General features: G+C 66.2%; 23 protein-coding genes. 11 read left to right on the top strand and 12 right to left on the bottom strand.

Features of this window, described 5'->3' with window-relative positions; genetic code table 11:
• Nucleotides 1–4: 4 nt before the first annotated feature.
• On the top strand, nucleotides 5–1,135 hold the full coding sequence (locus C380_RS17610) for a two-component system response regulator (RefSeq protein ID WP_015015187.1): 1,131 nt from the start codon (nucleotides 5–7) through the stop codon (nucleotides 1,133–1,135).
• A 32-nt stretch (nucleotides 1,136–1,167) separates the two neighbouring features.
• Here C380_RS17610 and C380_RS17605 read toward each other — a convergent pair whose 3' ends face one another.
• Nucleotides 1,168–2,121, bottom strand: coding sequence for an inositol monophosphatase family protein (locus C380_RS17605; protein ID WP_043565586.1), 954 nt, complete (start codon nucleotides 2,119–2,121; stop codon nucleotides 1,168–1,170).
• Nucleotides 2,122–2,296: 175 nt separating this feature from the next.
• Here C380_RS17605 and C380_RS17600 point away from each other — a divergent pair, with 175 nt between their 5' ends.
• Together C380_RS17600 and cysE are read left to right on the top strand one after the other, a co-directional pair.
• Entirely contained in the window at nucleotides 2,297–3,109 is an 813-nt protein-coding gene (locus C380_RS17600; RefSeq protein WP_015015185.1) for an RNA methyltransferase, read from the top strand.
• A gap of 36 nt (nucleotides 3,110–3,145) precedes the next feature.
• Nucleotides 3,146–3,928, top strand: a complete 783-nt coding sequence (gene cysE, locus C380_RS17595) for a serine O-acetyltransferase (protein ID WP_015015184.1) — start codon at nucleotides 3,146–3,148, stop codon at nucleotides 3,926–3,928.
• 42 nt (nucleotides 3,929–3,970) lie between these two features.
• On the opposite strand, the gene C380_RS17590 is transcribed toward cysE, so the two are convergent.
• The 3 genes from C380_RS17590 to yjgA form a co-directional block, all read right to left on the bottom strand.
• Nucleotides 3,971–4,999 (bottom strand): hypothetical protein, encoded by a 1,029-nt coding sequence (locus C380_RS17590; RefSeq protein ID WP_015015183.1) that lies wholly within the window; start codon nucleotides 4,997–4,999, stop codon nucleotides 3,971–3,973.
• Nucleotides 5,000–5,069: 70 nt separating this feature from the next.
• Nucleotides 5,070–5,675 (bottom strand): molybdopterin adenylyltransferase, encoded by a 606-nt coding sequence (gene mog / locus C380_RS17585; RefSeq protein ID WP_015015182.1) that lies wholly within the window; start codon nucleotides 5,673–5,675, stop codon nucleotides 5,070–5,072.
• A complete protein-coding gene (yjgA, locus tag C380_RS17580) occupies nucleotides 5,668–6,339 on the bottom strand; it encodes a ribosome biogenesis factor YjgA (protein ID WP_015015181.1) in 672 nt (223 codons plus the stop codon). The genes mog and yjgA overlap by 8 nt, the downstream gene beginning before the upstream one ends.
• A gap of 66 nt (nucleotides 6,340–6,405) precedes the next feature.
• Here yjgA and pmbA point away from each other — a divergent pair, with 66 nt between their 5' ends.
• Entirely contained in the window at nucleotides 6,406–7,848 is a 1,443-nt protein-coding gene (gene pmbA, locus C380_RS17575; protein WP_015015180.1) for a metalloprotease PmbA, read from the top strand.
• 117 nt (nucleotides 7,849–7,965) lie between these two features.
• On the opposite strand, the gene C380_RS17570 is transcribed toward pmbA, so the two are convergent.
• Nucleotides 7,966–8,727: an NAD(P)-dependent oxidoreductase gene (locus C380_RS17570; protein WP_015015179.1), complete on the bottom strand. Its 762-nt coding sequence runs from the start codon at nucleotides 8,725–8,727 to the stop codon at nucleotides 7,966–7,968.
• Between the two features lie 242 nt (nucleotides 8,728–8,969).
• On the opposite strand from C380_RS17570, the gene C380_RS17565 reads away from it, so the two are divergent.
• The 3 genes from C380_RS17565 (at nucleotide 8,970) to C380_RS25700 (ending at nucleotide 10,442) form a co-directional block, all read left to right on the top strand.
• On the top strand, nucleotides 8,970–9,503 hold the full coding sequence (locus C380_RS17565) for a helix-turn-helix domain-containing protein (RefSeq protein WP_015015178.1): 534 nt from the start codon (nucleotides 8,970–8,972) through the stop codon (nucleotides 9,501–9,503).
• Nucleotides 9,503–9,928, top strand: a complete 426-nt coding sequence (locus tag C380_RS17560) for a VOC family protein (RefSeq protein WP_015015177.1) — start codon at nucleotides 9,503–9,505, stop codon at nucleotides 9,926–9,928. Before C380_RS17565 ends, C380_RS17560 begins: the two co-directional genes overlap by 1 nt.
• 382 nt (nucleotides 9,929–10,310) lie before the next feature.
• Nucleotides 10,311–10,442: a hypothetical protein gene (locus C380_RS25700; RefSeq protein WP_255342782.1), complete on the top strand. Its 132-nt coding sequence runs from the start codon at nucleotides 10,311–10,313 to the stop codon at nucleotides 10,440–10,442.
• A gap of 22 nt (nucleotides 10,443–10,464) precedes the next feature.
• Here C380_RS25700 and C380_RS17550 read toward each other — a convergent pair whose 3' ends face one another.
• Entirely contained in the window at nucleotides 10,465–11,361 is an 897-nt protein-coding gene (locus C380_RS17550) for a LysR family transcriptional regulator (RefSeq protein ID WP_015015176.1), read from the bottom strand.
• A 73-nt stretch (nucleotides 11,362–11,434) separates the two neighbouring features.
• On the opposite strand from C380_RS17550, the gene C380_RS17545 reads away from it, so the two are divergent.
• Nucleotides 11,435–11,659, top strand: coding sequence for a hypothetical protein (locus C380_RS17545; RefSeq protein ID WP_015015175.1), 225 nt, complete (start codon nucleotides 11,435–11,437; stop codon nucleotides 11,657–11,659).
• Between the two features lie 86 nt (nucleotides 11,660–11,745).
• Here C380_RS17545 and C380_RS17540 read toward each other — a convergent pair whose 3' ends face one another.
• Complete coding sequence (locus tag C380_RS17540) at nucleotides 11,746–12,855, bottom strand: tartrate dehydrogenase (protein ID WP_015015174.1); 1,110 nt, start codon at nucleotides 12,853–12,855, stop codon at nucleotides 11,746–11,748.
• A 124-nt stretch (nucleotides 12,856–12,979) separates the two neighbouring features.
• On the opposite strand from C380_RS17540, the gene C380_RS17535 reads away from it, so the two are divergent.
• Nucleotides 12,980–13,924 (top strand): LysR substrate-binding domain-containing protein, encoded by a 945-nt coding sequence (locus C380_RS17535; RefSeq protein ID WP_015015173.1) that lies wholly within the window; start codon nucleotides 12,980–12,982, stop codon nucleotides 13,922–13,924.
• An 89-nt stretch (nucleotides 13,925–14,013) separates the two neighbouring features.
• Here the strand turns inward: C380_RS17535 and C380_RS17530 are convergent, their stop codons facing one another.
• Nucleotides 14,014–14,460: a GatB/YqeY domain-containing protein gene (locus tag C380_RS17530; protein ID WP_015015172.1), complete on the bottom strand. Its 447-nt coding sequence runs from the start codon at nucleotides 14,458–14,460 to the stop codon at nucleotides 14,014–14,016.
• Between the two features lie 221 nt (nucleotides 14,461–14,681).
• Nucleotides 14,682–14,894 (bottom strand): 30S ribosomal protein S21, encoded by a 213-nt coding sequence (rpsU, locus tag C380_RS17525; protein WP_007833691.1) that lies wholly within the window; start codon nucleotides 14,892–14,894, stop codon nucleotides 14,682–14,684.
• A gap of 309 nt (nucleotides 14,895–15,203) precedes the next feature.
• Here rpsU and C380_RS17520 point away from each other — a divergent pair, with 309 nt between their 5' ends.
• Nucleotides 15,204–18,464, top strand: coding sequence for an EAL domain-containing protein (locus C380_RS17520; protein WP_015015171.1), 3,261 nt, complete (start codon nucleotides 15,204–15,206; stop codon nucleotides 18,462–18,464).
• Nucleotides 18,465–18,482: 18 nt separating this feature from the next.
• Here C380_RS17520 and C380_RS17515 read toward each other — a convergent pair whose 3' ends face one another.
• The 3 genes from C380_RS17515 to C380_RS17505 all read right to left on the bottom strand — a co-directional run bounded on the left by C380_RS17515 (nucleotide 18,483) and on the right by C380_RS17505 (nucleotide 23,678).
• Nucleotides 18,483–19,754 (bottom strand): NAD(P)/FAD-dependent oxidoreductase, encoded by a 1,272-nt coding sequence (locus C380_RS17515; protein ID WP_015015170.1) that lies wholly within the window; start codon nucleotides 19,752–19,754, stop codon nucleotides 18,483–18,485.
• Between the two features lie 198 nt (nucleotides 19,755–19,952).
• On the bottom strand, nucleotides 19,953–22,175 hold the full coding sequence (locus C380_RS17510) for a TonB-dependent siderophore receptor (RefSeq protein ID WP_015015169.1): 2,223 nt from the start codon (nucleotides 22,173–22,175) through the stop codon (nucleotides 19,953–19,955).
• 318 nt (nucleotides 22,176–22,493) lie between these two features.
• Complete coding sequence (locus C380_RS17505; RefSeq protein ID WP_015015168.1) at nucleotides 22,494–23,678, bottom strand: ABC transporter substrate-binding protein; 1,185 nt, start codon at nucleotides 23,676–23,678, stop codon at nucleotides 22,494–22,496.
• Between the two features lie 222 nt (nucleotides 23,679–23,900).
• On the opposite strand from C380_RS17505, the gene C380_RS17500 reads away from it, so the two are divergent.
• On the top strand, nucleotides 23,901–24,383 hold the full coding sequence (locus C380_RS17500; protein ID WP_015015167.1) for a DUF4124 domain-containing protein: 483 nt from the start codon (nucleotides 23,901–23,903) through the stop codon (nucleotides 24,381–24,383).
• Nucleotides 24,384–24,398: the final 15 nt, after the last annotated feature.

Raw genomic sequence — 24,398 nt, 5'->3', positions numbered from 1 at the left:
TTGCATGGACAACGCGCCTTTTGCCTCTAGCCCGGCGACCTTGGTAGAAAAGCCGATTGCCACCGTGCTCGTGGTGGACGACACGCCCGAAAACCTCACCCTCATGGGCAGCCTGCTGCGCGAGCACTACCTGGTCAAGGTGGCGAACCACGGTGAGAAGGCGCTCAAGATTGCCCAGTCGGCCACGCCGCCCGATCTGATCCTGCTGGACATCATGATGCCTGAGGTGGATGGCTACGAGGTCTGCCGCCGCCTGAAGGAGGCACCCGCCACGCGCGACATCCCGGTGATCTTCCTCACGGCGCGCTCCGACACCGACGACGAGCGCATGGGACTGGCGCTGGGCGCGGTGGACTACATCACCAAACCCATCAGCCCGCCCATCCTGCTGGCCCGCGTCAACACCCACCTGGCGCTCAAGGCCACGGCTGATTTCCTGCGCGACAAAAGCGCTTATCTGGAGCGCGAGGTGGCCATGCGCACGCTGGAGGTGCAGGCCATCCAGGACGTGACCATCATGGCCATGACCTCTCTGGCCGAGACGCGTGACAACGAAACCGGCAACCACATCCGCCGCACCCAGCTGTATGTGAAGACGCTGGCCGAGCGCCTGCGCCATCACCCCCGTTTTGAGCATCTGCTCAACGACCGCATGATCGAGCTGCTCTACAAGTCGGCGCCGTTGCACGACATCGGCAAGATCGGCATCCCCGACAGCATCCTGCTCAAGCCCGGCAAGCTCACGGTGGAAGAATTTGAGGTGATGAAGACCCACACCACGCTGGGCCGCGACGCGATCGAAGAGGCCGAGCGGCGCCTGGGCATGCGCGTGGCGTTTTTGAGCGTGTCCAAGGAGATCGCCTACAGCCACCAGGAAAAGTGGGACGGCTCCGGCTACCCGCAGGGCTTGGCGGGCGATGCCATCCCGGTGTCGGCCCGCCTGATGGCCGTGGCCGACGTGTACGACGCGCTCATTAGCAAGCGGGTGTACAAGCCCGCGTTTTCGCACGACCAGGCCTGCAGCACCATCGTGCGGGGCAAGGGTACCCACTTCGACCCCGACATGGTGGATGCGTTTGTGGACATTGCGGAAGACTTCCGCAGCATTGCGCAGAAATATCCAGACCCCGCCTAGCGCCTCGCCCCGAAGGGCGAGGGCACGGAAGATCAGAACGGCGCGTCTTCGCCCTTGGCGGCGTCGGCCTGCGGGGCGGCTGGTTCTGCTGCATCCGCGCCTTCGTTAGTGTCTTGGGTCTCGGTGGCTGGCGCATCGGCCGCAGCCGCCTGGCGCACAGCCGCCTTGTCGCCAGCGCTCGCAAACTTGCTGTACTTGCCCAGGATGGGCACCAGCTGGCCGTACACGCGGGGGTTGCCCGCCAGGCACTCGCGCTGCTCCAGGAAGTCGGCTTCGCCCGTGAAATTGCCCACCAGGCCGCCGGCCTCAGTCACCAGCAGCGAGCCCGCTGCCACGTCCCAGATCGACAGACCCGTTTCAAAGAAGCCGTCGGTGAAGCCCGCAGCCACATAGGCCAGGTCCAGCGCAGCGGCGCCGGGGCGGCGCAGGCCGGCGGTGCGCTGCATCACGTCGGCCATCATGTTCAGGTAGCTCTTGAAGTTGTCGCCGGGGCGGAAAGGGAAGCCTGTGGAGATCAGACAGTCCTTGAGCTGGGTGCGCTTGCTCACGCGGATGCGGCGCTCGTTCAGGAAGGCGCCGCGGCCCTTGGTGGCGGTGAACAGGTCGTTACGGGTGGGGTCGTACACCACGGCCTGCTCGATCTTGCCCTTCACGGCCAGCGCAATGCTGATGCAGTACACAGGGAAGCCGTGGATGAAGTTGGTGGTGCCGTCCAGCGGGTCGATGATCCAGACGAACTCCGAATCCCTGGCGCCGTATTCCTTGCCCGACTCTTCCGCCAGGATGCCGTGGCCGGGGTATGCCGTCAGCAGCGTCTCGATAATGATCTTTTCGGAGGCGTGGTCCACCTCGGTCACAAAGTCATTGATCTGCTTTTGCGAGATCCGCACCGATTCCACGTCCAGGGCCGCGCGGTTGATGATGGCGCCGGCGGCGCGTGCAGCCTTGATGGCCACGTTGAGCATGGGGTGCAGAGTAGACGACATAAATTGTGGTGGTTGGCAGCGCACGGCCAGGGTGGCGCGGGCGTCTGCGTACAGGATGAGCGGGGAGGTCCGACCCGTCCCGGCGATGCGGGCGGCGACAATAGAGGGCAGGATTTTACCCGCAGAGCCCTTTTTTGCCTAACCGGCCGCTTTCTCCCTCTCGCCCCGCCCGTCCATGAAGACCCGTTTTGTCCTGATCAACACCAGCCACGCCGGCAATGTGGGCGCCGCCGCCCGCGCCATGAAAACCATGGGGTTTGACGACCTGGTGCTGGTCGGTCCACGCTGGGCCAACGTGCTGCGGCGCGAGGAAACCATCCAGCGCGCCAGCGGCGCCCTCGATGTGCTGAACAACGCTCGCATCGTCGCCACGCTGGACGAGGCCCTGGACGGCATGAGCCACTTGTGCGCCACGGCCATGACGCCCCGCGACTTCGGCCCGCCCACGGCCGCGCCACGTGCCCACTTTGAAATGCTATTAAAAAGTGAGCTGCTCAGGCATGAAGCACTAGCGCAAGAGGCCCAAAACCCTTCAAATTCATCCGGCGACACCCCTGCAGACCCGGGCGCGGCCCCGCAAGCCGGCGTGGCCTTTCTCTTCGGGTCCGAGCGGTTCGGCATGACCAACGAAGACGTGTACCGCTGCCATGTAGCGCTGTCGATTCCCACCAACCCGGGTTTCGGCTCGCTCAACCTGGGAGCAGCCATCCAGGTGATCGCCTACGAATGGCGCCAGGCATTGGGCGGTTTTGCGGTGCAGGACGCCACCCCGCCGCGCGCGCTGGCCGACGCGGCGCAGGTGGCGGGGATGCTGGGCCACTGGGAGCAGGCGCTCACCTCCATCGGCTTCCTGGACCCGGCCGCGCCCAAGAAGCTCATGCCCCGCCTTAACCAGCTTTTCAACCGCGCGCAGCTCAGCCCCGAGGAAATCCACATCTTGAGAGGTGTCGCCAAAGCCATGATCGAGACGGCGCAGGCGAAACGATAGACTGTGCAGCCCATTTACAAATAACCATAACAACCAATGCTCGCCCGCCTGCGCTCCGATATCCAGTGCATCCTCGACCGCGATCCTGCCGCGCGCAGCACGTGGGAGGTGATCACCTGTTATCCGGGCCTGCACGCGATCTGGCTGCACCGCCCCGCGCACTGGTGCTGGCACCACGGCCTCAAGTGGCTGGGGCGTTTCATCTCGCACTTTGCGCGCTGGTTCACCGGCATCGAGATCCATCCCGGCGCCAAGATCGGCGAGCGCGTGTTCTTTGACCATGCCATGGGCGTGGTGGTGGGCGAGACCGCCGAGATCGGCGATGGCTGCACCATCTACCAGGGCGTGACGCTGGGCGGCACTTCGCTGTACAAGGGCACCAAGCGCCACCCCACGCTGGGCAAGGACGTGGTGGTGAGCGCGGGCGCCAAGGTGCTGGGTGGCTTTGAGGTGGGTGATGGTGCCAAGATCGGCTCCAACGCCGTGGTCATCAAGCCGGTGCCTGCAGGCGCCACGGCGGTGGGTATCCCGGCGCGCATCATCCCGTCCAAAGAGGGGCAGAGTGCCGACGTGACCGAATCCCAGCCGGCGCGCAAGTTCACCGCCTATGGCATTACGCAGGAAGACGACCCACTGTCGCAGGCCATGCGCGGCTTGATCGACAACGCCTCATCGCAAGAGCATCAGATTGCGCTGCTGTGGCAGGCCATCGAAAAACTCTCGGCCGCCAACCAGCAGGCCAAGGACTGCGTGCCTTGCGACGCGGCGATTAAGGAGCAGTTCGAGGCGGGCAAGCTCAACGAGTTGGTGGGCAAGTAGGCCTGCAGCGAGTTGGGTGCTGGGCCGCCGCGACACCTGCGGCTATCGCTTCTCGTAGAAGGCGATCAGCGGCGGATCAAAAGCGGCATGGTCGAGTTGCCACAGTCCCAGAGGGCCCCGCAGAAAAGGTATCTGGTAGTCACTGCCTGGGGGAAACTGATCCCAGTACTCCCGTGCGCGCGGGAAGTACATGCGGGGCAGGCCCAGGGACAGGTCGACCGGTTCCAGCCGCGTGGCGGAAGTCACGCGGTAGGTATAGGCCTGCGTCGGTCCGTCTGCAAGCCATTGGTCCACGCGCTTGGCGGCGGGCAGTGCAGCGCCCAGCGCCGCGAGGGCGACGAAGGTGCCCACCACCATGGATTCCCGGGCGGGGACTCCCCCGCGGTTCATGAAGAGGTAGCACGACAGCAGCAGAACGCCGGCCCCAGCAGCTGCGCCCAGTGGTAGCAGGGGGCTTACCAGCATGTTCAGCAACTGCGCATCGGTCAGTTCGAAGCGGCTGATGACGAAGGTGTCGATCAGGCTGAAAAGGAAAAGCGCGAAGAACGCGGCCACCATGCTGATGCTGCGGGGGTTCTTCTCCAGGGCAAAGTCCGTGGTCTGTTGCTCGTCAAGTGCGTAGTCCGGGAAGGCGCTGCGAAATATGTCTGACAGCGCCTCGCGCGAAGGCAGCGCGTACATGCCGGTATCCGCACAAAACAACAGCGCCCCGCGCGGGGTGTTCAGCTCGGCCCAATACAGGTTGCCCGCGCGCAGGTGCCGGTTACCAAGCCATTGCACGCTGGCGCTGGCCTTGTCGATAGACGATTCGAATGGGCGGTGGCCCTTCAGCCAGAAACCTTTGATGCGCAGTGTCTCGCCGTCGTCAATCAGCACACCCTTGGCTTCAAACGGCATGATGCGCAGCCAGCTCTTATAGAAACCAGGCCGTGCCAGATTGATGCGCCAGTAGTGCTGCCCCTTCAGGCCTTGCACCAGCGCATCCTGCCGCTGTTTCATGCTGCGGTTTCGCCAGTACAGGTAGCCAAGCAGGACCAGCAGCGGCAGATGGACAAGCCAGAGGTATTTCATAGCAGGTCCGAACTGCTACCGATGCGTACTGAGAAAGCGTATAGCGCCACAGTGTCGGGCTGTCCGGCGATCAGATGGATGTGCGCGGTGCGCGAATCGCCGTCTTGGGCCGGAACGCCTTGCACACCTCATCGCGCGTTTCCAGGTAAGGCCCGCCGATCAGGTCGATGCAGTAGGGCACTGCAGCAAAGATGCCCGGCACGATCTGCTTGCCGTCGGCGTCCTTCAGTCCCTCCAGTGTCTCGGCAATCGCCTTGGGCTGGCCGGGCAGATTGATGATGAGGCTGTTTCCACGGATCACTGCCACTTGGCGCGAGAGGATGGCCGTGGGAACGAACTTCAGGCTGATCTGGCGCATCTGCTCGCCAAAGCCGGGCATCTCCTTGTGCGCCACAGCCAGCGTGGCCTCGGGCGTTACATCGCGCAGTGCGGGGCCGGTGCCACCCGTGGTCAGCACCAACGCGCAACCGGCGTCCACCAACTCGATCAGCGTGGCGCTGATGCCGGCCTGTTCATCGGGGATCAGACGCGGCTCGAAGGTGATGGGGTTGTGCAGCGCACGCGTGAGCCAGTCCTGCAGTGCGGGCAGGCCCTTGTCTTCATAAACGCCAGTGCTGGCGCGGTCGCTGATGGAGACGATGCCGATCTTGACGGCGTCGTGGACGGCTTCACTCATCGTCGTTGTCCTCGTCGGTGTCGCCGGCATCTGCCGTGCCGGTGCCGCCCAGGTGCTCGCGCACCAGCTGGAACAGCTCGCGGTACGCACGGCCCTTGCGGGGCGCCAGGCCTTGCGAGACCTGGACATTGGCCTCTTTGCCTGCGGGCTGTGCGTCCTTGCGAGCCTGGCGGATCAGCGCGCGCAGCTGCTGGGTGTCGGTGGTGGGGTGCTCGGCCATCCAGGCGGCCAGCGTGTCGTCATCGGCGATCAGGCGGTCGCGCCATTGTTCGGCCAGGTGCAGCTGCAGCTTTTCGGTGGCAGAGCCCTTGTGCTGCTCTTCCAGGGCCTGTCGGGCGGCCTGCACCAGCTCGGGTTCGAGCTTGCGCATGAGCTTGCCCACGTACTGCATCTGGCGGCGCTTGCCTTCAAAGTTGGTGATGCGCTTGGCCTCGGCCAGCGCCTCCACCAGCTTGTCGGGCAGGCCCACGGCGTCGAACAGGTCGGCGCGCAGGGTCAGCAACTCCTTGCCCAGGTCCTGCAGTTCATCGCTCTCGCGCTTGAGATCGGTGCGGCTGGCATCGGGCGTGCCTTTGAGTTCGGCCTTGAGCTGGATGTCCAGTTCGCTGCCTTCGGCAACGAACTGGCCTCGCACAAAGTAGCCTTTTTTGGGTTTGCGTGACATGGGTGGTGGGGGCAAAAAACGAGTGGCGCAGAGCGCGCCACAGTGGCAAGTATCATAGCTGCCGCTATGAACAAACCCTCCAACCGCGCCCCGCGCACCCCTGGCGCGCTGACCGCCGCGCCCGCAGCCGCCACCTCTCGCACCCCTGACAGCGGCTTCAGCTACAGCCGCCCGTTTTTTGAAGAGCTGGTGGACCGCGCCCTGGCGCATGCCAAAAAGCTGGGCGCCACCGATGCAGGCGCTGAGGCGTCCGAAGGCTGCGGCCTCTCGGTCAGCGTGCGCAAGGGCGAGCTGGAGAACGTGGAGCGCAACCGCGACAAGTCGCTGGGCGTGACGGTCTACATCGGCCACCGCCGGGGCAACGCGAGCACGTCAGACTTTTCGACCAAGGCGATCGAGCAGACCGTGCAGGCGGCCTACGACATCGCCCGCTTCACGGCCGAAGATCCCGTGGCTGGTCTGCCCGATGCCGACGACATCGCGCCTGCTGACACGCACCGCGACCTGCAACTCTTCCACCCTTGGGCCATCACCAGCGAAGAGGCTGCAGAGATGGCCATGGCCTGCGAAGCCGCCGCATTCAAGACGCACCGCCGCATCACCAACAGCGAAGGCGCGGGCGTGTCGGCCCAGCAAAGCCATTTCTTCAGCGCTCACACGCGCGGCTTTCGCGGCGGCTATGCCAGTTCGCGCCACAGCTTCTCGGTGGCACCCATCGCTTCGCTGCCCGGCAAGAACGGCGAGATGCAGCGCGATGCCTGGTACAGCTCCATGCGCAATGCGGCCGACCTGGCATCGCCCGAGGCCGTGGGCCGCTACGCAGCGCAGCGCGCGCTGAGCCGCCTGGGCAGCCGCAAGATCCCCACCACACAGTGCCCCGTGCTGTTTGAATCGACGCTGGCCTCAGGCCTGCTGGGCGGTTTTGTGCAGGCCATCAGTGGCGGCTCGCTGTACCGCAAGAGCAGCTTCTTGCTCGACTCGCTGGGCAAGATGGTCTTCCCCAAGCACATCGACATCCTCGAAGACCCGTTCATTCTGGGCGGCAAGGGCAGCTCGCCGTTTGACGAGGAAGGCGTGCGCGTGGCGCCGCGCAAGGTCGTCAAAGGCGGTCGGGTGGAAGGCTATTTCCTGTCGAGCTACTCGGCCCGCAAGCTGGGCATGAAGACCACCGGCAACGCCGGGGGCTCGCACAACCTGGTGATGACCTCGCGCCTCACGCAGGCCAGCGACAACCTGGACGCCATGCTGCAAAAGCTGGGCACCGGCCTGTTTGTGGTGGAGCTGATGGGCCAGGGCGTGAACTACGTGACGGGCGACTATTCGCGCGGCGCCAGCGGCTTCTGGGTGGAGAACGGCAAGATCGCCTTCCCGGTGCACGAGATCACCATCGCGGGCAACCTGAAAGACATGCTCAAGGGCATCGAGGCCGTGGGCGCGGATGCCTACAACTACGGCGCCAAGACGGTGGGCTCCATCCTGGTCAACCGCATGAAGGTGGCGGGCAGCTGATCTTTATGGCTGCCGCAGGCGGATGCTGCAAGTTGCTGATGTGAGACAAGTTTCGGCAGCTTTCCTGTCCCCCCAGGCCCTCGTGACTGCGAGGGCCTTTTTTCATGGATGTCGGCGTCAGCTGGCACTGCGGGGCTTGGCCGCCCAGGTGTCTTTCTTGCCGCGCATGCCCACGGGCAGCGCGAGGCCCACGCGGTGCCGGGACATCGCGCCCCGGGGCGCAAGATGGGCCAGCATCAGCGCCGCTGCATCGGCATAGGGCACGATCATCTGCGGCACCTTCGACGCAAAGAGCAATAGCAACAGCGGGCTGGGGAGCCTGCCTGCAAAGGACGGCATAGAGACCGGCAGCTGGTCCGCAGCAATGCGCAGCCGGTCGATGCCGAGCGCGGCTTGGTCCACCATCGGCCCGGGGCACAGCAGCCGCCAGTCAATGGGGGACGTGTTCAGGCGCTCAAAGTTCTTCCGGTGCGGCCAATAGGTGTCGCGCACCTTGGGCAGTTCAACCCCCCGGCGGCCTGTCTGGCCGATGTCGAGCACGGCGGCGCCCGCCATGAACCAGCAGATCGGCCGCTCGGAAGGCGCCAGGGATTCCACACTGGAAACAACGCGGTCCACAAGATCGACAAATGCGCGGCCTTCGGTGACCAGCCCCGCGCAGTTGATCAGTGCCTCGTGGCCCCGAACCAAGTCGGCCAAAGCGCCGGTGGCTACCGTGCCCAGGTCCACAGGGTGCACCGTGATGCGTGACCGCAGGTCCGGGGGCAGCTTGGCGGGGTTGCGCACGATGACCGATACCTGGTGGCCGGCTGCCACAGCCTGCTGCAGCACGTGGCGGCCGAGGGAGCCCGTGGCTCCCAGGATGAGAAGACGCTTCATGGTGGATGGTTCGCGAAGAGATGAATGATGGGGGCTGCCGACGGCCGGGCGGCCATCGACGGGCGATGCCGCGATGATTCCATGCCCTTGTCTCGGCAGCACCCGCAGCGGGTGAGGCCCATCGCGAAGACGGTGACTTTGTTCACGGTGCTTGTGTTCACCTGTGGTGCCTCGCAAGTCTTGCCTGCCTCTGTACCGGCGGTGCAGGAGTGCCGCCAGACAGGCGATATGCTGCACCCACCATGCCCTCCGTGCCCCCGAAGCCCCCAGTCAAAGGCGAAGCCGCCCACCCGATTGCGCCCCAAGACCCGGCGCTTTTGCGCCGCCTGTTGCGCGCCAAGGACCACATGGACGCTGCGTCGCACGAGGCCTGGCCAGTCCAGCGGCTGGCGGAGGTGAGCGGCGTCTCGGAGGCGCATTTCGCCCGGTCCTTCCGGCAGGCCTTTGGCATCCCGCCCCACCGCTACCTGCTGACACGCCGCATCGAGCAAGCCACCACGCTGCTGCGAGACACGGACCTGCCCATCACCGAGATCGCGTTTGCCACAGGCTGGGAGAGCCTGGGCACCTTTGGGCGCACCTTCCGTGACATCACGGGGCACAGCCCCAGTGTGGTGCGCCAGCAGGCCCATGCCACTGTGGAGGCACTGGACAAGGTACCCGTCTGCGTTTTGAAGGCTGCGCAACGTCCCGACCTCATCACCGCAGTTTCGGAGAAGCGCCGCCGCCAGGCCGCAGGTACAAAGCCGACATCAGCAACAAACCAGGAGATCTGATGACGACGAACCAAGGCATTGGTGTGGTGGGCGTGTATGTGGACGACCATGATGAAGCGCTCGCGTTTTACGTGGGCAAGCTCGGGTTTCGCGTGCACACGGACGTGCGCAACGGGCCCTACCGCTGGCTGACGGTGCAGCACCCTGACCAGCCAGGCTTTCAGCTGGGCTTGTTCAGGCCCGGCCCACCGATCCATGATGAAGCCACAGCGCAAACTTTGCGCGCGATGGTGGCCAAAGGTGCCATGCCTGCGCTGGTGCTTCATGTTGCGGACTGCCGCGCCGACTATGCCCGGCTGCGGGATCTGGGCGTGGAGTTCACACAGGAGCCCGTGGACCGGTACGGCAATGTGGACGCAGGCTTTCGCGACCCGGCGGGCAACGGCTGGAAGATGATCCAGCTGGCCGCTGGAGGTGCGCAATGAGCGCCGGTGCGGGCATCCGGCGGTTTCATCGCTGGGTGTCGATGGCGTTCACGCCAGGGCGTGCCACCCTTCAATTCCCCCGCGCGCTGGCCGCGCAATGCGGATGGATGCGCGAAGGGGGGCGCAGCCAATAGCTGGCTATTGGCAAGCCACCTGACAAAGCAGACGCCGCATTGCGCAGCCAGCCCGAAGGGAAAGCCATCCAGGCCGCGCATTGCGTCGTTGTCCTTCGCTTGTGTAGCGGGGCTACACGGCACTCAGGGCGCCTAGCACTGCACGGCCTGGATGGCTTTCGCGTGGGGGAATTGAAGGGTGACACGCCCTGGCCGTCATCGCCAATTTTGTGGTCCGTGCTCAGAGGGGAGGCAACCCGCCGGACTGGGTGACCTATGCGCCCCTGCCGCCGCTGGCGCTGCTGTTGTTGACGGGGTTGTACCTGTTCGTGCAGCCCTACCTGCAGCGGCTTGCTGCCGGGTCTTCTGCCCGGCCTGCCCAGGGCTTGCCGCCCGCGTGACGGCGCGCGGTGTGCTCCGCCATCACTCTGCGAAATCCGCAAATTCCGCCAGCAACTCCAGCACGCCCTCCACCGCCGGGGAGGGCGGCGGCTGGTGGCGGTGCGCCACGGCCATGGGGCGCATCAGCGGCGGCTGCAGGGGGCGGATCTGCACGCCGGGCGTGCCCTGCAGGTCTTCCACCTCTTCCATCGGTAGCAAGGCGGCACACTGGCTGGCCACGGCCAGGCTTTTGAGGGCGCCGGGGTAGCTCAGCGCCAGAAACGGGCGCGGGTGATGCCCCGCTTGGCCAAACCAGTTGGCGATCAGCCCGTGCATCTGCGTGGCGGGCGCAAAGGATGCCCAGCGGCGGCGGGCCAGCCAGTCGGGGCCGATACGGTCGGGTGCCTCCCACGCGGCGGGCAGCAGGGCCACCATGGGGTCGTTGCGCCAGGGTGTTTGCTTGACTTCGGCCAGCGGGGGCTGGGGGCTGGCGACGATGGCAATGTCCAACGTGCCCGCCTTGAGGCGCTGCATCGACTCGGCCGAGCCCACGGCCTCCAGGCGGATTTCCACCCCCGGGCTGCGCACCGCCAGCGCCTCCAGCATGCGCGGCAGCAGCCGGGTGCTGACGCCCGCCGACACGCCCACCCGCACCATGCCTTCGCGGCCCGACGCGTGGCGCCGCACGCGTTCCACCAGGTCATCGCTGGCCAGCAACAGCTGGCGGCCTTCGCGCACCAGCACCTCGCCAGCGGGGGTGAGGTCGGCCTGCCGCCGCCCGCGCACCACCAGCTCGGCGCCCAGGCGCGATTCCAGTTCCTTGATGTGCATGCTCACCGTGGGCGGCGCGAGGTGCAACGCCTGCGCGGCAGCCGCAAAGGTGCCCAGGTCGGCGATGGCGATCAGGGTCTGCAGCTGGTCGAGGTTGAGGTTACGCATCAGGATTTGTGAAGTGAATCGTCATTGAATTCAACTTTACAGATGGTAAGCCCGGCGAGAGCATTGCGGGGCCATGAAACACCCGCATTCCTCCACCACCGCTGCCAGAGCCGTTTCCAATCCCCACCTGGTGGGCCGCCAGCGACCCGCGCGATCGGTTGCCGTGGTCTTTGTTCTGCGCGCCCTGCAGGGAGCCATGGCGGGCGCGCGCAACGCCAGGGACCGTCTGGCGGCTGCTGCGGCGCGTGCCGAGCAGCGCGTCACCGAGCAGTTCAAGGTGCCTCCAGGAGGAGGGTGAGAGCCATTTTTGAATGAAATGTGTGTGTAGCGCAGGTAGTTCATGCGCTGACAGCTATCAATTCAGGAGCGACTGGCCGCCAGCCGTCATTCGGTCTGTGCACTCACTCTCGCCGCGACGGCCTCACCCACCTGCGTCGTGCTGGCCGTGCCGCCCAGGTCCGGCGTGCGTGGCCCGTCCTTGATCGTCTCGTCAATGGCGCTCACGATCGCATCGTGCGCCTGCCGACCTGCGCCCTGGCCGTGGGTAAGGAAGTCCAGCATCAGCGCACCCGACCAGATCATCGCAATCGGATTGGCGATGTTTTTGCCGTAAATGTCCGGCGCTGAGCCGTGCACGGGCTCGAACAGGCTGGGGAAGTGGCGCTCGGGGTTCAGGTTGGCCGAGGGGGCCAGGCCAATGGTGCCGGTGGTGGCGGGGCCCAGGTCGCTCAGGATGTCGCCGAACAGGTTGGTGGCAGCCACCACGTCGAAGCGGCCGGGTTGCAGCACGAAGCGGGCGGTGAGGATGTCGATGTGCTGCTTGTCCAGCGTGACCTCGGGGTAGCCTTGGGCCACGTCGTCAGCGCGCTGGTCCCACCAGGGCATGCTGATGGCGATGCCGTTGCTTTTGGTGGCCAGGGTGACGTGCTTTTTGGAGCGGCTTTGGGCCAGGTCAAAGGAGAACTTCAAAAGGCGGTTGGCGCCGTGGCGGGAGTAGACCGACTCCTGGATCACGATCTCGCGGTCGGTGCCTTCGTACATCACGCCACCCAGCGAGGTGTATTCACCCTCGGTGTTCTCGCGCACCACGTAGTAGTCGATGTCGCCGGGCTTTCGGCCGGCCAGGGGGCAGGGCACGCCCTCGAACAAGCGCACAGGGCGCAGGTTGATGTACTGGTCGAATTCGCGGCGAAACTTGAGCAGCGAACCCCAGAGGGACACATGGTCGGGCACGGTGGCAGGCCAGCCGACGGCGCCGAAGAAGATGGCGTCCATGCCCGACAGCTGTGCTTTCCAGTCGTCCGGCATCATTTTTCCGTGGGCCGCGTAGTAGTCGCAGCTGGCCCAGTCGATGGTGGTGGTTTCGAGCGCGATGCCAAAGCGTTTGGCAGCGGCCAACACCACGCGCAGGCCTTCGGGCATCACCTCCTTGCCAATGCCGTCTCCGGCGATGAGGGCGATGCGGTAGGTTTTGGCGGGGGCGGAAGAGGTCATCAAGTGGTCCTTGCAATGGCGTCGGGGATGCGGCTGCAGGGCGCAGCCAGCGGTATGGCGTGCATTGTTTCCAGCGCTGCCGATAACTACAATCCGCCAACTGTGGCTTCATCATTCACACTTCGTGCATAAAAATCCTGCAGCGGAAGACCTGCGCGTGTTCACGGCCGTGGTGCGCAAGGCGAGCTTTGGCGGCGCTGCCACCGAGCTGGGGACTTCACCCGCCTACGTCAGCAAGCGTATTCGCCTGCTGGAGCAGGACTTGCAGGTCAAGCTGCTGCATCGCACCACCCGCCGCGTGGCGGTGACGGAGGAGGGTGAGCGCGTCTTCCACTGGGCGCAGCGCATTCTGGACGACATGGAGCAGCTGATGCAGGAGGTGGCGGTGACGCGCAGCGAGCCGCGCGGGTTGCTGCGGGTGAGCAGCAGCTTCGGCTTTGGCCGCCAGATCGTGGCGCCCGCGCTGTCACGGCTGGTGGAACAGCACCCGGGGCTGCAGGTGCGGCTGGAGGTGTTCGACCGGCTGGTGGATGTGGCGGGTGAAGGGTTTGATCTGGATGTGCGCGTGGGCGACGAGATTGCGCCGCACCTCATTGCCCGCCGCCTGGCCGACAACCACCGCGTGTTGTGTGCGGCGCCCGCCTACCTGCAGCGCAAGGGCACGCCGCGCACGGTGGCCGACCTGGCGGCGCACGACTGCCTGGTGATCAAGGAGCGCGACCACCCCTTTGGCGTGTGGCGCCTGCGCAGCGGCGCACAGGAAGAATCGGTCAAGGTGCGCGGCCCGCTGTCAGCCAACAACGGCGAGATGGCCGTGCAGTGGGCGGTGGATGGGCGCGGTGTGGTACTGCGCTCGCTGTGGGATGTGGGCGCGCACCTGCAGGCGGGACGCCTGGTGCAGGTGCTGCCGCAGTGGCAGCAGGAGGCGAATGTGTGGGCCGTCTACCCCACGCGGCTGGAGCGCTCGGCCAAGGTGCGGGTGTGCGTGGAGTTTCTGCAGGCGTATTTCCGCGCCGGGTGGGCGGTGCGGGGCGCAGAGGCCGGAGCGGGTGCAAACGCCCCAGGTTGAAGCAAAAATAGCTGCAAGCGCCCGTGCTACAAGCGCTAGCAGCTATCAAAAAGATACCGGTCGTGCCATCGGCTCGACCGCAGGGGCGATCAGCCCGCCAGCGCGGCCTTCACCGCAGCCGACACCTGGCCCATGTCGGCCTTGCCCGCCAGGCGGGTCTTGACCACACCCATCACCTTGCCCATGTCGCCAGGGCCCGATGCGCCCACCTCAGCCACGATGGCCTTCACAGCGGCCAGCGTTTCCTCGGCCGACATGCGCTCAGGCAGGTAGGCCTGCAGCACCGCCATCTCGGCCTTTTCCTTGTCGGCCAGGTCCTGGCGGCCAGCGCCTTCAAAGGCGGTGATGGAGTCCTTGCGCTGCTTGATCAGCTTGTCCACGATGGCGACCACGGCGGCATCGTCCAGGGTGATGCGCTCGTCCACTTCCTTCTGCTTCATCGCGGCCTGCAGCAGGCGGATGGTGCCCAGGCGCTCGCTGTCCTTGGCGCGCATGGCGGTTTTCATGTCTTCGGTGATCTGGTCCTTGAGGCTCATGAGGCTTTTCCTTTGTCTTTGTGTGGGTCAGGCAGGGACTTAGGGTTTGCAAAAAGCCCCTCTGGCTAGGCGTAGTGCCGCAGACAGTAGTCTCGCTACGGCAAGGCGCTACAACGACGCCAGAGGGGTTTTTTGCAAACCCGAAAAAACAAAAACCCGCGCTTGGCGTCCCTAGCGCGGGTTTGTCGGCACTCCGTATCAGGACGGTGCCAGAGCGGTACTTAGTACAGCTTCTTGGGCAGTTGCATGCTGCGAACGCGCTTGTAGTGACGCTTCACGGCAGCAGCCTTCTTGCGCTTGCGCTCGGCGGTGGGCTTTTCGTAGAACTCACGGGCGCGCAGGTCGGTCAGCAGGCCGAGCTTTTCAATGGTGCGCTTGAAGCGGCGCAGTGCAACGTCAAAGGGTTCGTTTTCTTTTACGCGGATCGTAGTCATTAGCTAATGTTTTCCAAATGGTGCCTGCAGAGGGGCTTGGGGAGATCGGGCCTCAAGTCCGTACAAAGCGGTTTCCCCGTCTGTAACTAGTATTTGGCCGACGGGGCATTGCCAGCAAAGCCGGAGATTATAGCCTTTATCCACGCCCAGAGCGCAAGGATTGCCGGTCTGTCCCCGAACAGGGCGTCCAGTGGGCTTCTCACAGCCGGGCCGCACCGCAATGGCGCGGAAGTTGCTTCGTGTTGTAACACTCCTATTCACCGGTGGAGAGCCCTGGCCATCCGCCCGGGCGGCCCCGCCGCAGACACCATGGCATTCATGCACCGCGTATCGGGTTGGCTGGGCCGGCTCAGTGTGGGCCGCAAGCTCATGCTCATCTATCTGCTGGACCTGACGGCGGTGATCTACGTCTCCAGCATCCTGATCCACGAAAAGTACCTGGCGATCGACTTCACGCGCAAGGAAGTGGTGGGCACGACCTATGCAGCGGTGGTGCGCGACGGGCTGATGGGGCAGTTTCTGGACGCGTCGCAGCAACCGCCGCTGGTGGCCGACGTGCTCACCCGGCTCGAGGCGGTGCGCGCGGCCCACGACGAGCAGCTGCGCACCGCCGATGTCGCCCAGCGGTTTGGCGTGGCGCTGCAGCAGCTGGCGGGGCCGTCCCCGGAGGGCTCGCCCACCGTCGATCCGCAGACGCTCACCCGCCAGCGCAGCCAGTTGCTGCGCGAGGGCCGCGAGCTGCTCACCACCGTGGGCAACCAGTCCAACCTGATTCTGGACCCGGACCTGGACAGCTACTACGTGATGTCGCTGGTGGTGCTGCGGTTTCCCGAGCTGCTGCAGGCGGTGCATGACACCGTCAGCTTTCTGAATGCGGCGCCATCGCGGCGCGGGCCGCAATGGTCGTCCGAGCTGCTGACGCTGGTGGGGCGGCTGGATGCGGTGATGCTGGGCATCGAGTCGGACTACAACCAGGCGTTCATCGCGGGCTCGCCCGAGATGCGGGCCGCGCTGGTGCGCCAGCGTGAGGCGCTCAAGGCGGCGCAGGAGGGCTTTCAGGCCTTGCTGCAGGGCATTGCATCGGGCGAGTCGCGGCTGACGGTGGCGCAAGTGGGTGTGCAGGAGGCCCTCGTGCTGGGCGCGCTGCGCGATGCGTGGTCGGTGGGCATTGTGGACCTGGAGCGCCTGCTGAACCAGCGCGCCGACAGCCTGTTTGCCCGCATGTGGCTGCATTTGGGCACGGCGCTGGTGCTGCTGGGTTGCATCCTTTCGCTCGTCACCCTGGTCGCGCGCCAGATCGCCAAGCCGCTGCAGCAACTGGCCCGTGTGGCCGACGAGGTGCGCAAGAGCGGCGACCACACGCTGCGCGCGCAGTGGAACAGTCGCGACGAAATCGGCCGCCTGGTCACCGCGTTCAACGAGATGCTGTCGCAGCTCGACCGCGACCGCCTGCTGCAGCAAGAGCTGGCCGCCAGCGCCCGCGCGGCCGAGGCGCAGCGCGAGCTGGTGGAGGCCTTCCCCATTCCCATGGTCGTCACGTCCATCCCCGAGCACGAGGTGCTGCATTCCAACGCGCCCGCCGCCCACTGGCTGGGGGGCCGCAAGACCGACCCCTGGGCCGTGGGGCTGGAGCCCGGCGTGCGCGCGCGCTTCTTCCAACGTCTGGCGGACCAGGGATCGGTCGACGAGTTTGAAGTGCGCTGGAAGGGCAGCCCCGAGCCCTCCTGGGCCGTGCTGTCGGCGCGGCGCCTGCAGTTCCAGGGGCGCGACTCGGTGCTCACGGCCTTCACGCCCATCAACGTGCTCAAGGTGATGGAGCAGCGCCTGGAGCTGTGGGCCAAGGTGTTCGAGGCCTCGTCCGAGGGCATCATCATCATGAACGCCGAGCAGCAGATCATCAGCGTGAACAAGGCGTTCTGCCGCAGCACGCACTACGACTTCTACGAGGTCATTGGCGAGGACCTGGGCTTTCTGCTGGAAGAGTCGGGCTCCGAGCCGCTGTCCGCGCAGATCCAGCGCACCATGCTCGACAAGGAGTCGTGGCAGGGCGAGGTGCGGTTTCGCCGCCGCTCGGGCGAGACCTACCCGGCCTGGCTCATGGTGTCGGCCGTGCGCGAGGGCAAGGGCGGCGCGGTGGCCAACCACATCGGCATCGCCATCGACATCACCGACCGCAAGCTCAACGAGGAGCGCATCCAGTTCCTGGCGCACCACGATGTGCTCACCGAGCTGCCCAACCGGTCACTGTGCGTGCAGCGCCTGCAGATGGCGCTGGCGCAGGCGCCCATCACGGGTGAAAAGGTCGCGGTGCTGTTCATCGACCTGGACCGCTTCAAGGCCATCAACGACACGCTGGGCCACCACATTGGCGACGGCCTGCTGCGCTCGGTGGCTGCGCGCCTCACGCAGGCCGTGCGCAGCCGCGACACCGTGAGCCGCCTGGGCGGCGACGAGTTTGTGGTGGTGATGCGCGACGTGGCCGGGCGCGAGGATGTGCAGCAGCTGGTAGAGCGGCGGCTGATCCCGCTCATCCGCCAGAGCCATCCGGTGGAAGGGCACGAGCTGAACGTGTCCTGCAGCGTGGGCATCGCCGTCTACCCCGAGGATGGCAGCGACATCGACGAACTCATGCGCCGCGCCGACGCAGCCATGTACGAGGCCAAAACCACCGGCCGCGACATGGCGCTGTTCTATTCGATGGAGACCGACCAGCGCGCGGTGGCCCGCCAGACCATGGAGCAGCAACTGCGCCGCGCGCTGGAGCGCCACGAGCTGAGCCTGCACTATCAGCCCCGCCTGAGCGCCCAGGGTGCCCAGCTGCTGGGCGTGGAGGCGCTGCTGCGCTGGACCAGTCCGGTGCTGGGCTCCATACCGCCCAGCGAGTTCATCCCCATCGCCGAAGAGACCGGCATGATCCGCGCCATTGGCAGCTGGGTGCTGCAACAGGCGTGCGAGCAGTGGGTGCGCTGGCAGCAACTGGTGCTGGATGCGGGCGTGGGCGATGCCGCGTCGCCGCACCCGCTGGCCCGGGTGTCGATCTCGGTCAACCTGTCGGCCGCGCAGATGTCCGACCCCGCGCTGGTCGCCGACATCGAGGCACTGCTGCTGCGCACCGGCATGCCCGCGCACCGGCTGGAGTTGGAGATCACCGAGTCTCAACTGATGGACAACGCCCATGCGGCCGAGCAGCAACTGGCGGCGCTCAAGGCGCTGGGGGTGCAACTGTCCATCGACGACTTTGGCACCGGGTATTCCAGCCTGGCCTACCTCAAGCGCTTTGACATCGACCGCCTCAAGGTGGACAAATCCTTTGTGCGCGACATGCTCGCCAACCCTGCCGACATGGCCATCACCCGCGCCATCATCGCGCTGGGCCACACACTGGGGCTGCGCATCGTGGCCGAGGGCGTGGAAGACCTGGCCACGGCCCAGGTGCTGAGTGCGCTGGATTGCGAGGAGCTGCAGGGCTACCACTTCAGCCGGCCGCTGCCCGTGCCGGAGCTGGAGGCCTGGGCCTGCCAACACCAGCCCTCGGGCGCGCCGGTGCGGGAGGCCGCTGTGCTGGCCTGATGGACTTTTACGGGGCCGTCAGTGCGCAGCGCCAGCAGGTTCTGCCTGCGGCAGTGGCAGCGCCTGCGCACAGGCATGCGCGCTGGCCCAGGCCCATTGAAAGTTGTAGCCGCCCAGCCAGCCCGTCACGTCCACCACTTCGCCAATGAAGTACAGCCCCGGCTGGGCCTTGCACTCCATGGTCTGCTGCGACAGCGCCTTGGTGTCCACGCCGCCCAGCGTCACCTCGGCCTTCTTGTAGCCCTCGGTGCCCGTGGGCGTCAGCTCCCAGCGCGCCAGTTGCTCGGCCAGGCGTGCCAGGGCCTTGTCGCTGGCTTCGTTGATGGGGCGCTGCCAATCAGCCTCGCGGCTGGCCCAGGCATCGGCCAAGCGGCTGGGCACCAGGGTGGCCAGCTCGTTGGCAACCAGCTTGCGCGAACGGGCCTTGCCCTGCGCCAGCGCGGCGGGCAGGTCCACCGTGGGCGCGAGGTTGATGGCCAGCGGCGTGCCCTCTTGCCAGTAGCTGGAGATCTGCAGCACCGCCGGGCCCGACAGGCCCCGGTGGGTGAACAGCAGGTCTTCGTCAAACGCCATGCGGGACTTCTTGGCACCCGTGCTGATCTGCACCGGCAGCGCCAGCCCTGCCAGCTGCGCATACGGCGCCCAGCCCGCGCCGTCAAAGGTCAGAGGCACCAGGCCCGGCTTGCGCTCGACGAGCGGGATGTTGAACTGCTGCGCGAGCCGGTAGCCCAAGTCGGTGGCACCGATCTTGGGGATGGACAGGCCGCCCGTGGCAATGACCAGCGCACCCGCCGACACCGAACCGCGATCAGTATCAATTTGATAGCTGCCCCGGCATGATTCACTAGCGCTTGAGGCCAAAAAGGCTATTTTTTTGACGCCACAGGGCTGCCAGCGGGTCACGCCGCCCGCCTCACACTCGGCCAGCAGCATGGCGATGATGTCCTCGGCCGAGCGGTCGGCAAACAGCTGGCCCTTGTGCTTTTCGTGAAACGGGATGCCGTGCTTTTGCACCAGCGCGATGAAGTCGGCGGGTGTGTAGCGCGACAGCGCCGAGCGGCAGAACTGCGGGTTCTGCCCCACAAAGTGCTTGTGCGGCGCGGCCGGGTCCAGGTCGCGGTTGGTGAAGTTGCAGCGCCCACCGCCCGAGATGCGGATCTTCTCGGCCACCTTGTCCGCATGGTCGATGAGCAAGACCTTCAGCCCCCGCTGGCCCGCTTGGCCCGCGCAGAACAGGCCGGCAGCGCCGGCGCCGATGATGATGGCGTCAAAAAATGGGATCGTCGGCACGGCGTGTGGATGCGGTTGGGAAAGGGGCTGATTGTGCCGACTTTGACCGCTCCGCTGCCTGCTACCCGTGGAGCACGCGCGGCCCATGCCAGTGACCGCCGCGCAAGGGCCGCCCCGCCGCGCTGGCGGTGTCCCCCTTCCCGAATTGCGTAGCAATTCGAGAGAAGGGGGAAGCGGCGCAGCCGCTCAGGGGGATGGTCAGAATTTCGCGCGCAAGGTCACGCTCAAGTTGCGCGGGTCGGCATAGTTGCCGTAGTCCAGGTTGGCCCAGTACTTCTGGTTGGTCACGTTGTTCACCGCCAGCGTGGCGCTCACCTTGGGGTTGAACTGCCAGGACGCGCGCAGGTTGAGGATGGCCTTGGGCGACTGCTTCACCGTCACCGTGCCGCTGGGGTGCGGGATGTTGAAGCCCTCGATGGCGCTTTGCCAGGTCAGGTTGCCGCCCACCGACAGCGGCGCGAGCGCGCCCGACAGTTGGTAGTCCGTGCCCAGTTGCAGCAGGTAATCGGGCATGTTGGCGTAGATGAGGTCGGTGGGAGCACGCGTGACCTTGGCGCGGGTCAGGCCCGCGCTCAAGCGCCACTGCCGGGTGGCCATGCCTGCAAACTCCAGCTCGAAGCCGGTGGACTTCGTGCCGTTCACGGCCACGTAGGGCAGGCTGCCGTCAGGCAGCGGGGTGGTGATGGCGCTGTCGCGCACGCCGAAGTTGTCCTGCTTGGTCTGGAACACCGCAAAGTGCGCCTGGATGCGGCGCTCGAACAGCTCGGCCTTGAGGCCGGCCTCGGCATTGCTGCCGATGACGGGCGACAGCGGATTGTTGTTGCGGTCTTTGTAGTTCTGCGGGTTGAAGATGCGCGCGTAGCTGGCGTAGGCCGACAGCGTGGGTGTGATGTCGTACACGGCGCCGATGAAGGGCGTGACCTTGCGGTTCTCGTCCTGAATGGCCGAGCGGCCCGCATAGGCGCCCGTGGTGCCATAGGTGTCGGAGTGGCGGTGCCAGTCGGTCAGGCGCAGGCCGGTAAGCACCGACAGCGGGTCGGCCAAGCGCCAGCGTGCCGAGGCGAACAGGCCCGTCTGCTGCGTGATCAGCGTGCGCCAGGCGCCGGTCTTGGAATAGGTGGGCGCGGGCGCGTTGCCATCCCAGGTGTAGATGTTGGGGATCACGTAGCTCCAGCCCGCCACCGAGGTGTAGCCATCGGTGCGCGTGGCGGTGCGGGTGGAGCTCATGCCCACCACCAGGTCGTGCTTGCGGCCGCCCAGTTCGAACTTGCCCGACAGGTAGGCGTCCACCGTGTCCTGCGTTTCGCTGCCGCCGCTCACGGAGGCATACAGGGTCGTGCCCGCGCCGGTCACCGGGTTGATGAAGGGGGCCTGGCTGGTGGTGGCGCCATAGCCGTAGGTGCTCAGGCGGAAGGTGTCGCCCTTGGTGTGGTTCAGCGCGGCCTTAAGGCTCCAGTCGTCGTTGAGTTGGTGGTCCAGCGTGGCGTAGAGCGTGCCGGAGGTACGCTCCCAGCGCGTCCACGATGGCGAGAAGCTGGTGGAGATCGGCAGGTCGATGGGCACGCCCGTGGTAGCAAAACGCGGGATGGTGCCCCAGATCGGCGCCTTGGGGTCGTTGGACTGGCGCTGGTAGCCCACCGACACCACGGTGGATGGGCCGATGTCGGCCTCCACCGCCGCCAGCAGGGCGGTCTTGTCCTCGGAGTAGCGGTCGCGGAAGCTCTCTTTCTTCTGCGGGGCCACGACCAGGCGGCTGCGCACGCTGCCGTCGCTGTTGAGCGGTGCGTTGATGTCCAGCTCGCCCCGGTACAGGTTCCACGACCCGGCGGTGAGCGCTACAGACGCGGCGAACTCGCGCTGCGGGCGCTTGCGGATCATGTTGATGGTGGCCGACGGCACGCCCACACCGGTCTGGATGCCGTTGGCGCCGCGCACGATGTCGATGCGCTCGTACAGCGCGGTGTCGAACTCCTGGTTGGTGCTGCTGCTGTAGCTGGGCAGGCCGTCGGTCTGGAAGTCGGTGATCTGGAAGCCGCGCGCGTAGTACAGCGGGCGCTGCGTGTCGTAGAAGCTCACGGCAATGCCGTTCACGTTGCGCAGCACGCTGTCGATGCTGGTGAGCGACTGGCGCTCGATCTGCGCGCGCGTCACCGTGCTGACGGACTGCGGCGTTTCACGCGGTGTGAGCTGCAGGCGGGTGGACGCGCTCTCGCGCGCGCCCGACACAGTGACGCTGTCCAGCGCCTTGGGCTCCACGACCTGGTCGGTGCTGGTGGCGCCTGCAGGCGAGGTCTCGGTGGCATCTGCGGGTGACCCGGCGGTGGTCTGGGCACCTGCGGTGCCCATCATGTTGGCTGCGAGGAAGGCGGCCACCGCCAGAGGATGGAGGGCACAGACAAAGTTTCTGCGGGGTGCGTGCATGAGAGGGCTCCTGAGGGAAATGCGTTGGCAGGCTGGCTGGCAACGCTCCTCCGACGGGATGCACGGCTGGCTGGAATTTGTAAAATTTTAAATACAAATGCGAACTATTCGCAAAAACATGGCAGATATGGCACCCAAGGTGCGGGTTTTTGTTGTTCTGGCAGCACAACTCACCGGGAGGGACGCAGCCCGCTGCACCTAGTAGCCGGGTGGTGCCTTTGCGTGGCGCTGTGGTGGTGACTGCGGCACGGCTACGCGGTGTGCCATGTCTTGCAGACCCGCTGGCGCCGAAGCCGCCAGCGACTGCTGATGCGGCGCTTACTGCCGGTACACCCCGCCCGTGCCCACCACCGCAATGTCCACGTAGTTGGACCCATGGTGGTTCTGCGGGCTGAACTGGTAGCTGAAACCGCCCAGGTCCAGGTTGCCCAGGCCCTCCATGGCCGTGACCAGGCTGGCGCGTGTGACACCGGGGCCCGCAGCACGCAGGCCTTCGATGAGCACACGGGCGTCCATGTAGCCGGTATAGCGGTCGTAGTCCGCCGGCTTGTCGTGGCGCTTCATGGAGGCCTGGAAGTCGCGCGTGAGGGCAATGGTGGGCTTGGTGGGGGACGGACCGGTGCGCGCCACGGCAAGTCCACGCGCGTCGTCGCCCAGCGCCTTGAGCACGGCGCTGCCTGCACCCAGCGACAAGGTATAGATGGGCACGCCGAGGTGCGCGCGGTTGGCCCGCACATATGCCACCACGGATGGGCCGGCCGCCACCAGCAGCACGGCCTGGGGCTTTTGTGTGGCCAGGGCTTTGGCAGCATCGTTCGCGTCTTCACCCGAAGAGGCCAGTGCGTGCGAGCCGGCCAGCGCAGCACCCTCGGCGGCAATCGTCTTTTCGACCAGGGGCAGCAGCAGTTTGCCGAAGTCATTGTTTTCGTAGGCCACTGCGATGCGCGAGGTCTGCACGGCCACCAGATTGCGCACGATCTTCACCAGCTCGTCGGCATAGCTGGCGCGGGTGGTGAAGAGGTAGGGGTGCTGCTGCGCGCGCACGGCAGGGCTACCCGTGTACACCGAGATCAGCGGCAGCTTGGCCTGCGCCAGGTAGGGCAGCAGCGTCATCACCTGCGAGGTCCCGGCCACACCAAACAGCGCCAGCACTCCGTCCTTTTCGCTCAGCTGCTTGGCGTTGTCCAGCGCACGGCGGGCGTCAAAACCATCGTCCAGCGACACCAGCCGGATCTTGCGGCCGCCGATGCCGCCCTTGGCATTGGCGTCCTCCACAGCGGCCTCCTGCCCCTCATGGATGGGCGACAGGAACGGCGCCATGCCGCCAGACAGCGCGGTAGATCGGCCAATGAGGATGTCTCCCTTGCCGCCTGCAGTGGACTGTGCGCGCGCGGGAAGGCTGGCCAGGGCGGCGCCCCCCGCCAGCGCCAAGACCAGGCTGCGGCGGCGCGCCAGGGGCAGCCGCTGCTCGGCGGGCTCAACATTCACATTTGGGGTGGTCATCACGCGGTGTCTCCTGCTCAGAACGGGCCACAGCGGCCCCAGCGAGCGGCGATGGTAGGAGGGCAGCACGCAGCGTGCGCACCGGGTTTGTACCGGGGAGGCGTCATGTGAGGGACAGGTGCCTATCTCCGGCGGCGCTGTCTGCGACTGCGCCTGGCGGTGCGCGCCAGCCCATGTGTGCATCGCGGTAGCATGCGGCATGGACCTGCCAAGGAAGACACCATGACTCTGATCCGCTACGCCCTCTGTGCCCTGGCGCTGGGCTGCCTGTCCCCGGCGTGGGCCATCAACAAATGCACGGACGCCAACGGCAAGGTGTCGTTCCAGGACGCACCCTGTGTAGGGGAGGGCGAGAAGATCGAAGTGCGCCCCACCACCCGTGGCGCCACCCCGGTGCCGCCCGCAGCAGCACCCGTGGGTGAGGGCGCATTCGGCCCCACCTGGCAGCGCAAGAACTACCTGCAGACCCAGGGCATCCCGCAGGCCCGCGCCGCTGTCGAACGCAACCAGCGTGAATGCACGGCCCCGCCCGGCGCTGTGGCCACGGCGGGCCCCCTGCGGCGCGGCAATCTGCCGGCAGGCAACCAGTTCGTGCAGGAGGGCGCGGAAAAGGCCGCCGATGCCAAGGCCGCGTGTGAGGAACGGACCGAGGCTTTGCGCGAGCAACTGCGGGTGCTGGAGCGAGAGCTGGCGGCGATGCCCTGAGACAGCGTCTCAGTC

Source organism: Acidovorax sp. KKS102, assembly GCF_000302535.1.
Lineage (GTDB): Bacteria > Pseudomonadota > Gammaproteobacteria > Burkholderiales > Burkholderiaceae_C > Acidovorax.
This window is presented reverse-complemented; position numbering and strand designations above follow the sequence as displayed.

What these genes read in the sequence shown, in the direction of transcription:
- C380_RS17610 (WP_015015187.1), top strand. Translation starts at nt 5, where the DNA reads ATGGACAACGCGCCTTTTGCCTCTAGCCCGGCGACCTTGGTAGAAAAG.
- C380_RS17605 (WP_043565586.1), bottom strand. Translation starts at nt 2,121, where the DNA reads ATGTCGTCTACTCTGCACCCCATGCTCAACGTGGCCATCAAGGCTGCA.
- C380_RS17600 (WP_015015185.1), top strand. Translation starts at nt 2,297, where the DNA reads ATGAAGACCCGTTTTGTCCTGATCAACACCAGCCACGCCGGCAATGTG.
- cysE (WP_015015184.1), top strand. Translation starts at nt 3,146, where the DNA reads ATGCTCGCCCGCCTGCGCTCCGATATCCAGTGCATCCTCGACCGCGAT.
- C380_RS17590 (WP_015015183.1), bottom strand. Translation starts at nt 4,999, where the DNA reads ATGAAATACCTCTGGCTTGTCCATCTGCCGCTGCTGGTCCTGCTTGGC.
- mog (WP_015015182.1), bottom strand. Translation starts at nt 5,675, where the DNA reads ATGAGTGAAGCCGTCCACGACGCCGTCAAGATCGGCATCGTCTCCATC.
- yjgA (WP_015015181.1), bottom strand. Translation starts at nt 6,339, where the DNA reads ATGTCACGCAAACCCAAAAAAGGCTACTTTGTGCGAGGCCAGTTCGTT.
- pmbA (WP_015015180.1), top strand. Translation starts at nt 6,406, where the DNA reads ATGAACAAACCCTCCAACCGCGCCCCGCGCACCCCTGGCGCGCTGACC.
- C380_RS17570 (WP_015015179.1), bottom strand. Translation starts at nt 8,727, where the DNA reads ATGAAGCGTCTTCTCATCCTGGGAGCCACGGGCTCCCTCGGCCGCCAC.
- C380_RS17565 (WP_015015178.1), top strand. Translation starts at nt 8,970, where the DNA reads ATGCCCTCCGTGCCCCCGAAGCCCCCAGTCAAAGGCGAAGCCGCCCAC.
- C380_RS17560 (WP_015015177.1), top strand. Translation starts at nt 9,503, where the DNA reads ATGACGACGAACCAAGGCATTGGTGTGGTGGGCGTGTATGTGGACGAC.
- C380_RS17550 (WP_015015176.1), bottom strand. Translation starts at nt 11,361, where the DNA reads ATGCGTAACCTCAACCTCGACCAGCTGCAGACCCTGATCGCCATCGCC.
- C380_RS17545 (WP_015015175.1), top strand. Translation starts at nt 11,435, where the DNA reads ATGAAACACCCGCATTCCTCCACCACCGCTGCCAGAGCCGTTTCCAAT.
- C380_RS17540 (WP_015015174.1), bottom strand. Translation starts at nt 12,855, where the DNA reads ATGACCTCTTCCGCCCCCGCCAAAACCTACCGCATCGCCCTCATCGCC.
- C380_RS17530 (WP_015015172.1), bottom strand. Translation starts at nt 14,460, where the DNA reads ATGAGCCTCAAGGACCAGATCACCGAAGACATGAAAACCGCCATGCGC.
- rpsU (WP_007833691.1), bottom strand. Translation starts at nt 14,894, where the DNA reads ATGACTACGATCCGCGTAAAAGAAAACGAACCCTTTGACGTTGCACTG.
- C380_RS17520 (WP_015015171.1), top strand. Translation starts at nt 15,204, where the DNA reads ATGGCATTCATGCACCGCGTATCGGGTTGGCTGGGCCGGCTCAGTGTG.
- C380_RS17510 (WP_015015169.1), bottom strand. Translation starts at nt 22,175, where the DNA reads ATGCACGCACCCCGCAGAAACTTTGTCTGTGCCCTCCATCCTCTGGCG.
- C380_RS17505 (WP_015015168.1), bottom strand. Translation starts at nt 23,678, where the DNA reads ATGACCACCCCAAATGTGAATGTTGAGCCCGCCGAGCAGCGGCTGCCC.
- C380_RS17500 (WP_015015167.1), top strand. Translation starts at nt 23,901, where the DNA reads ATGACTCTGATCCGCTACGCCCTCTGTGCCCTGGCGCTGGGCTGCCTG.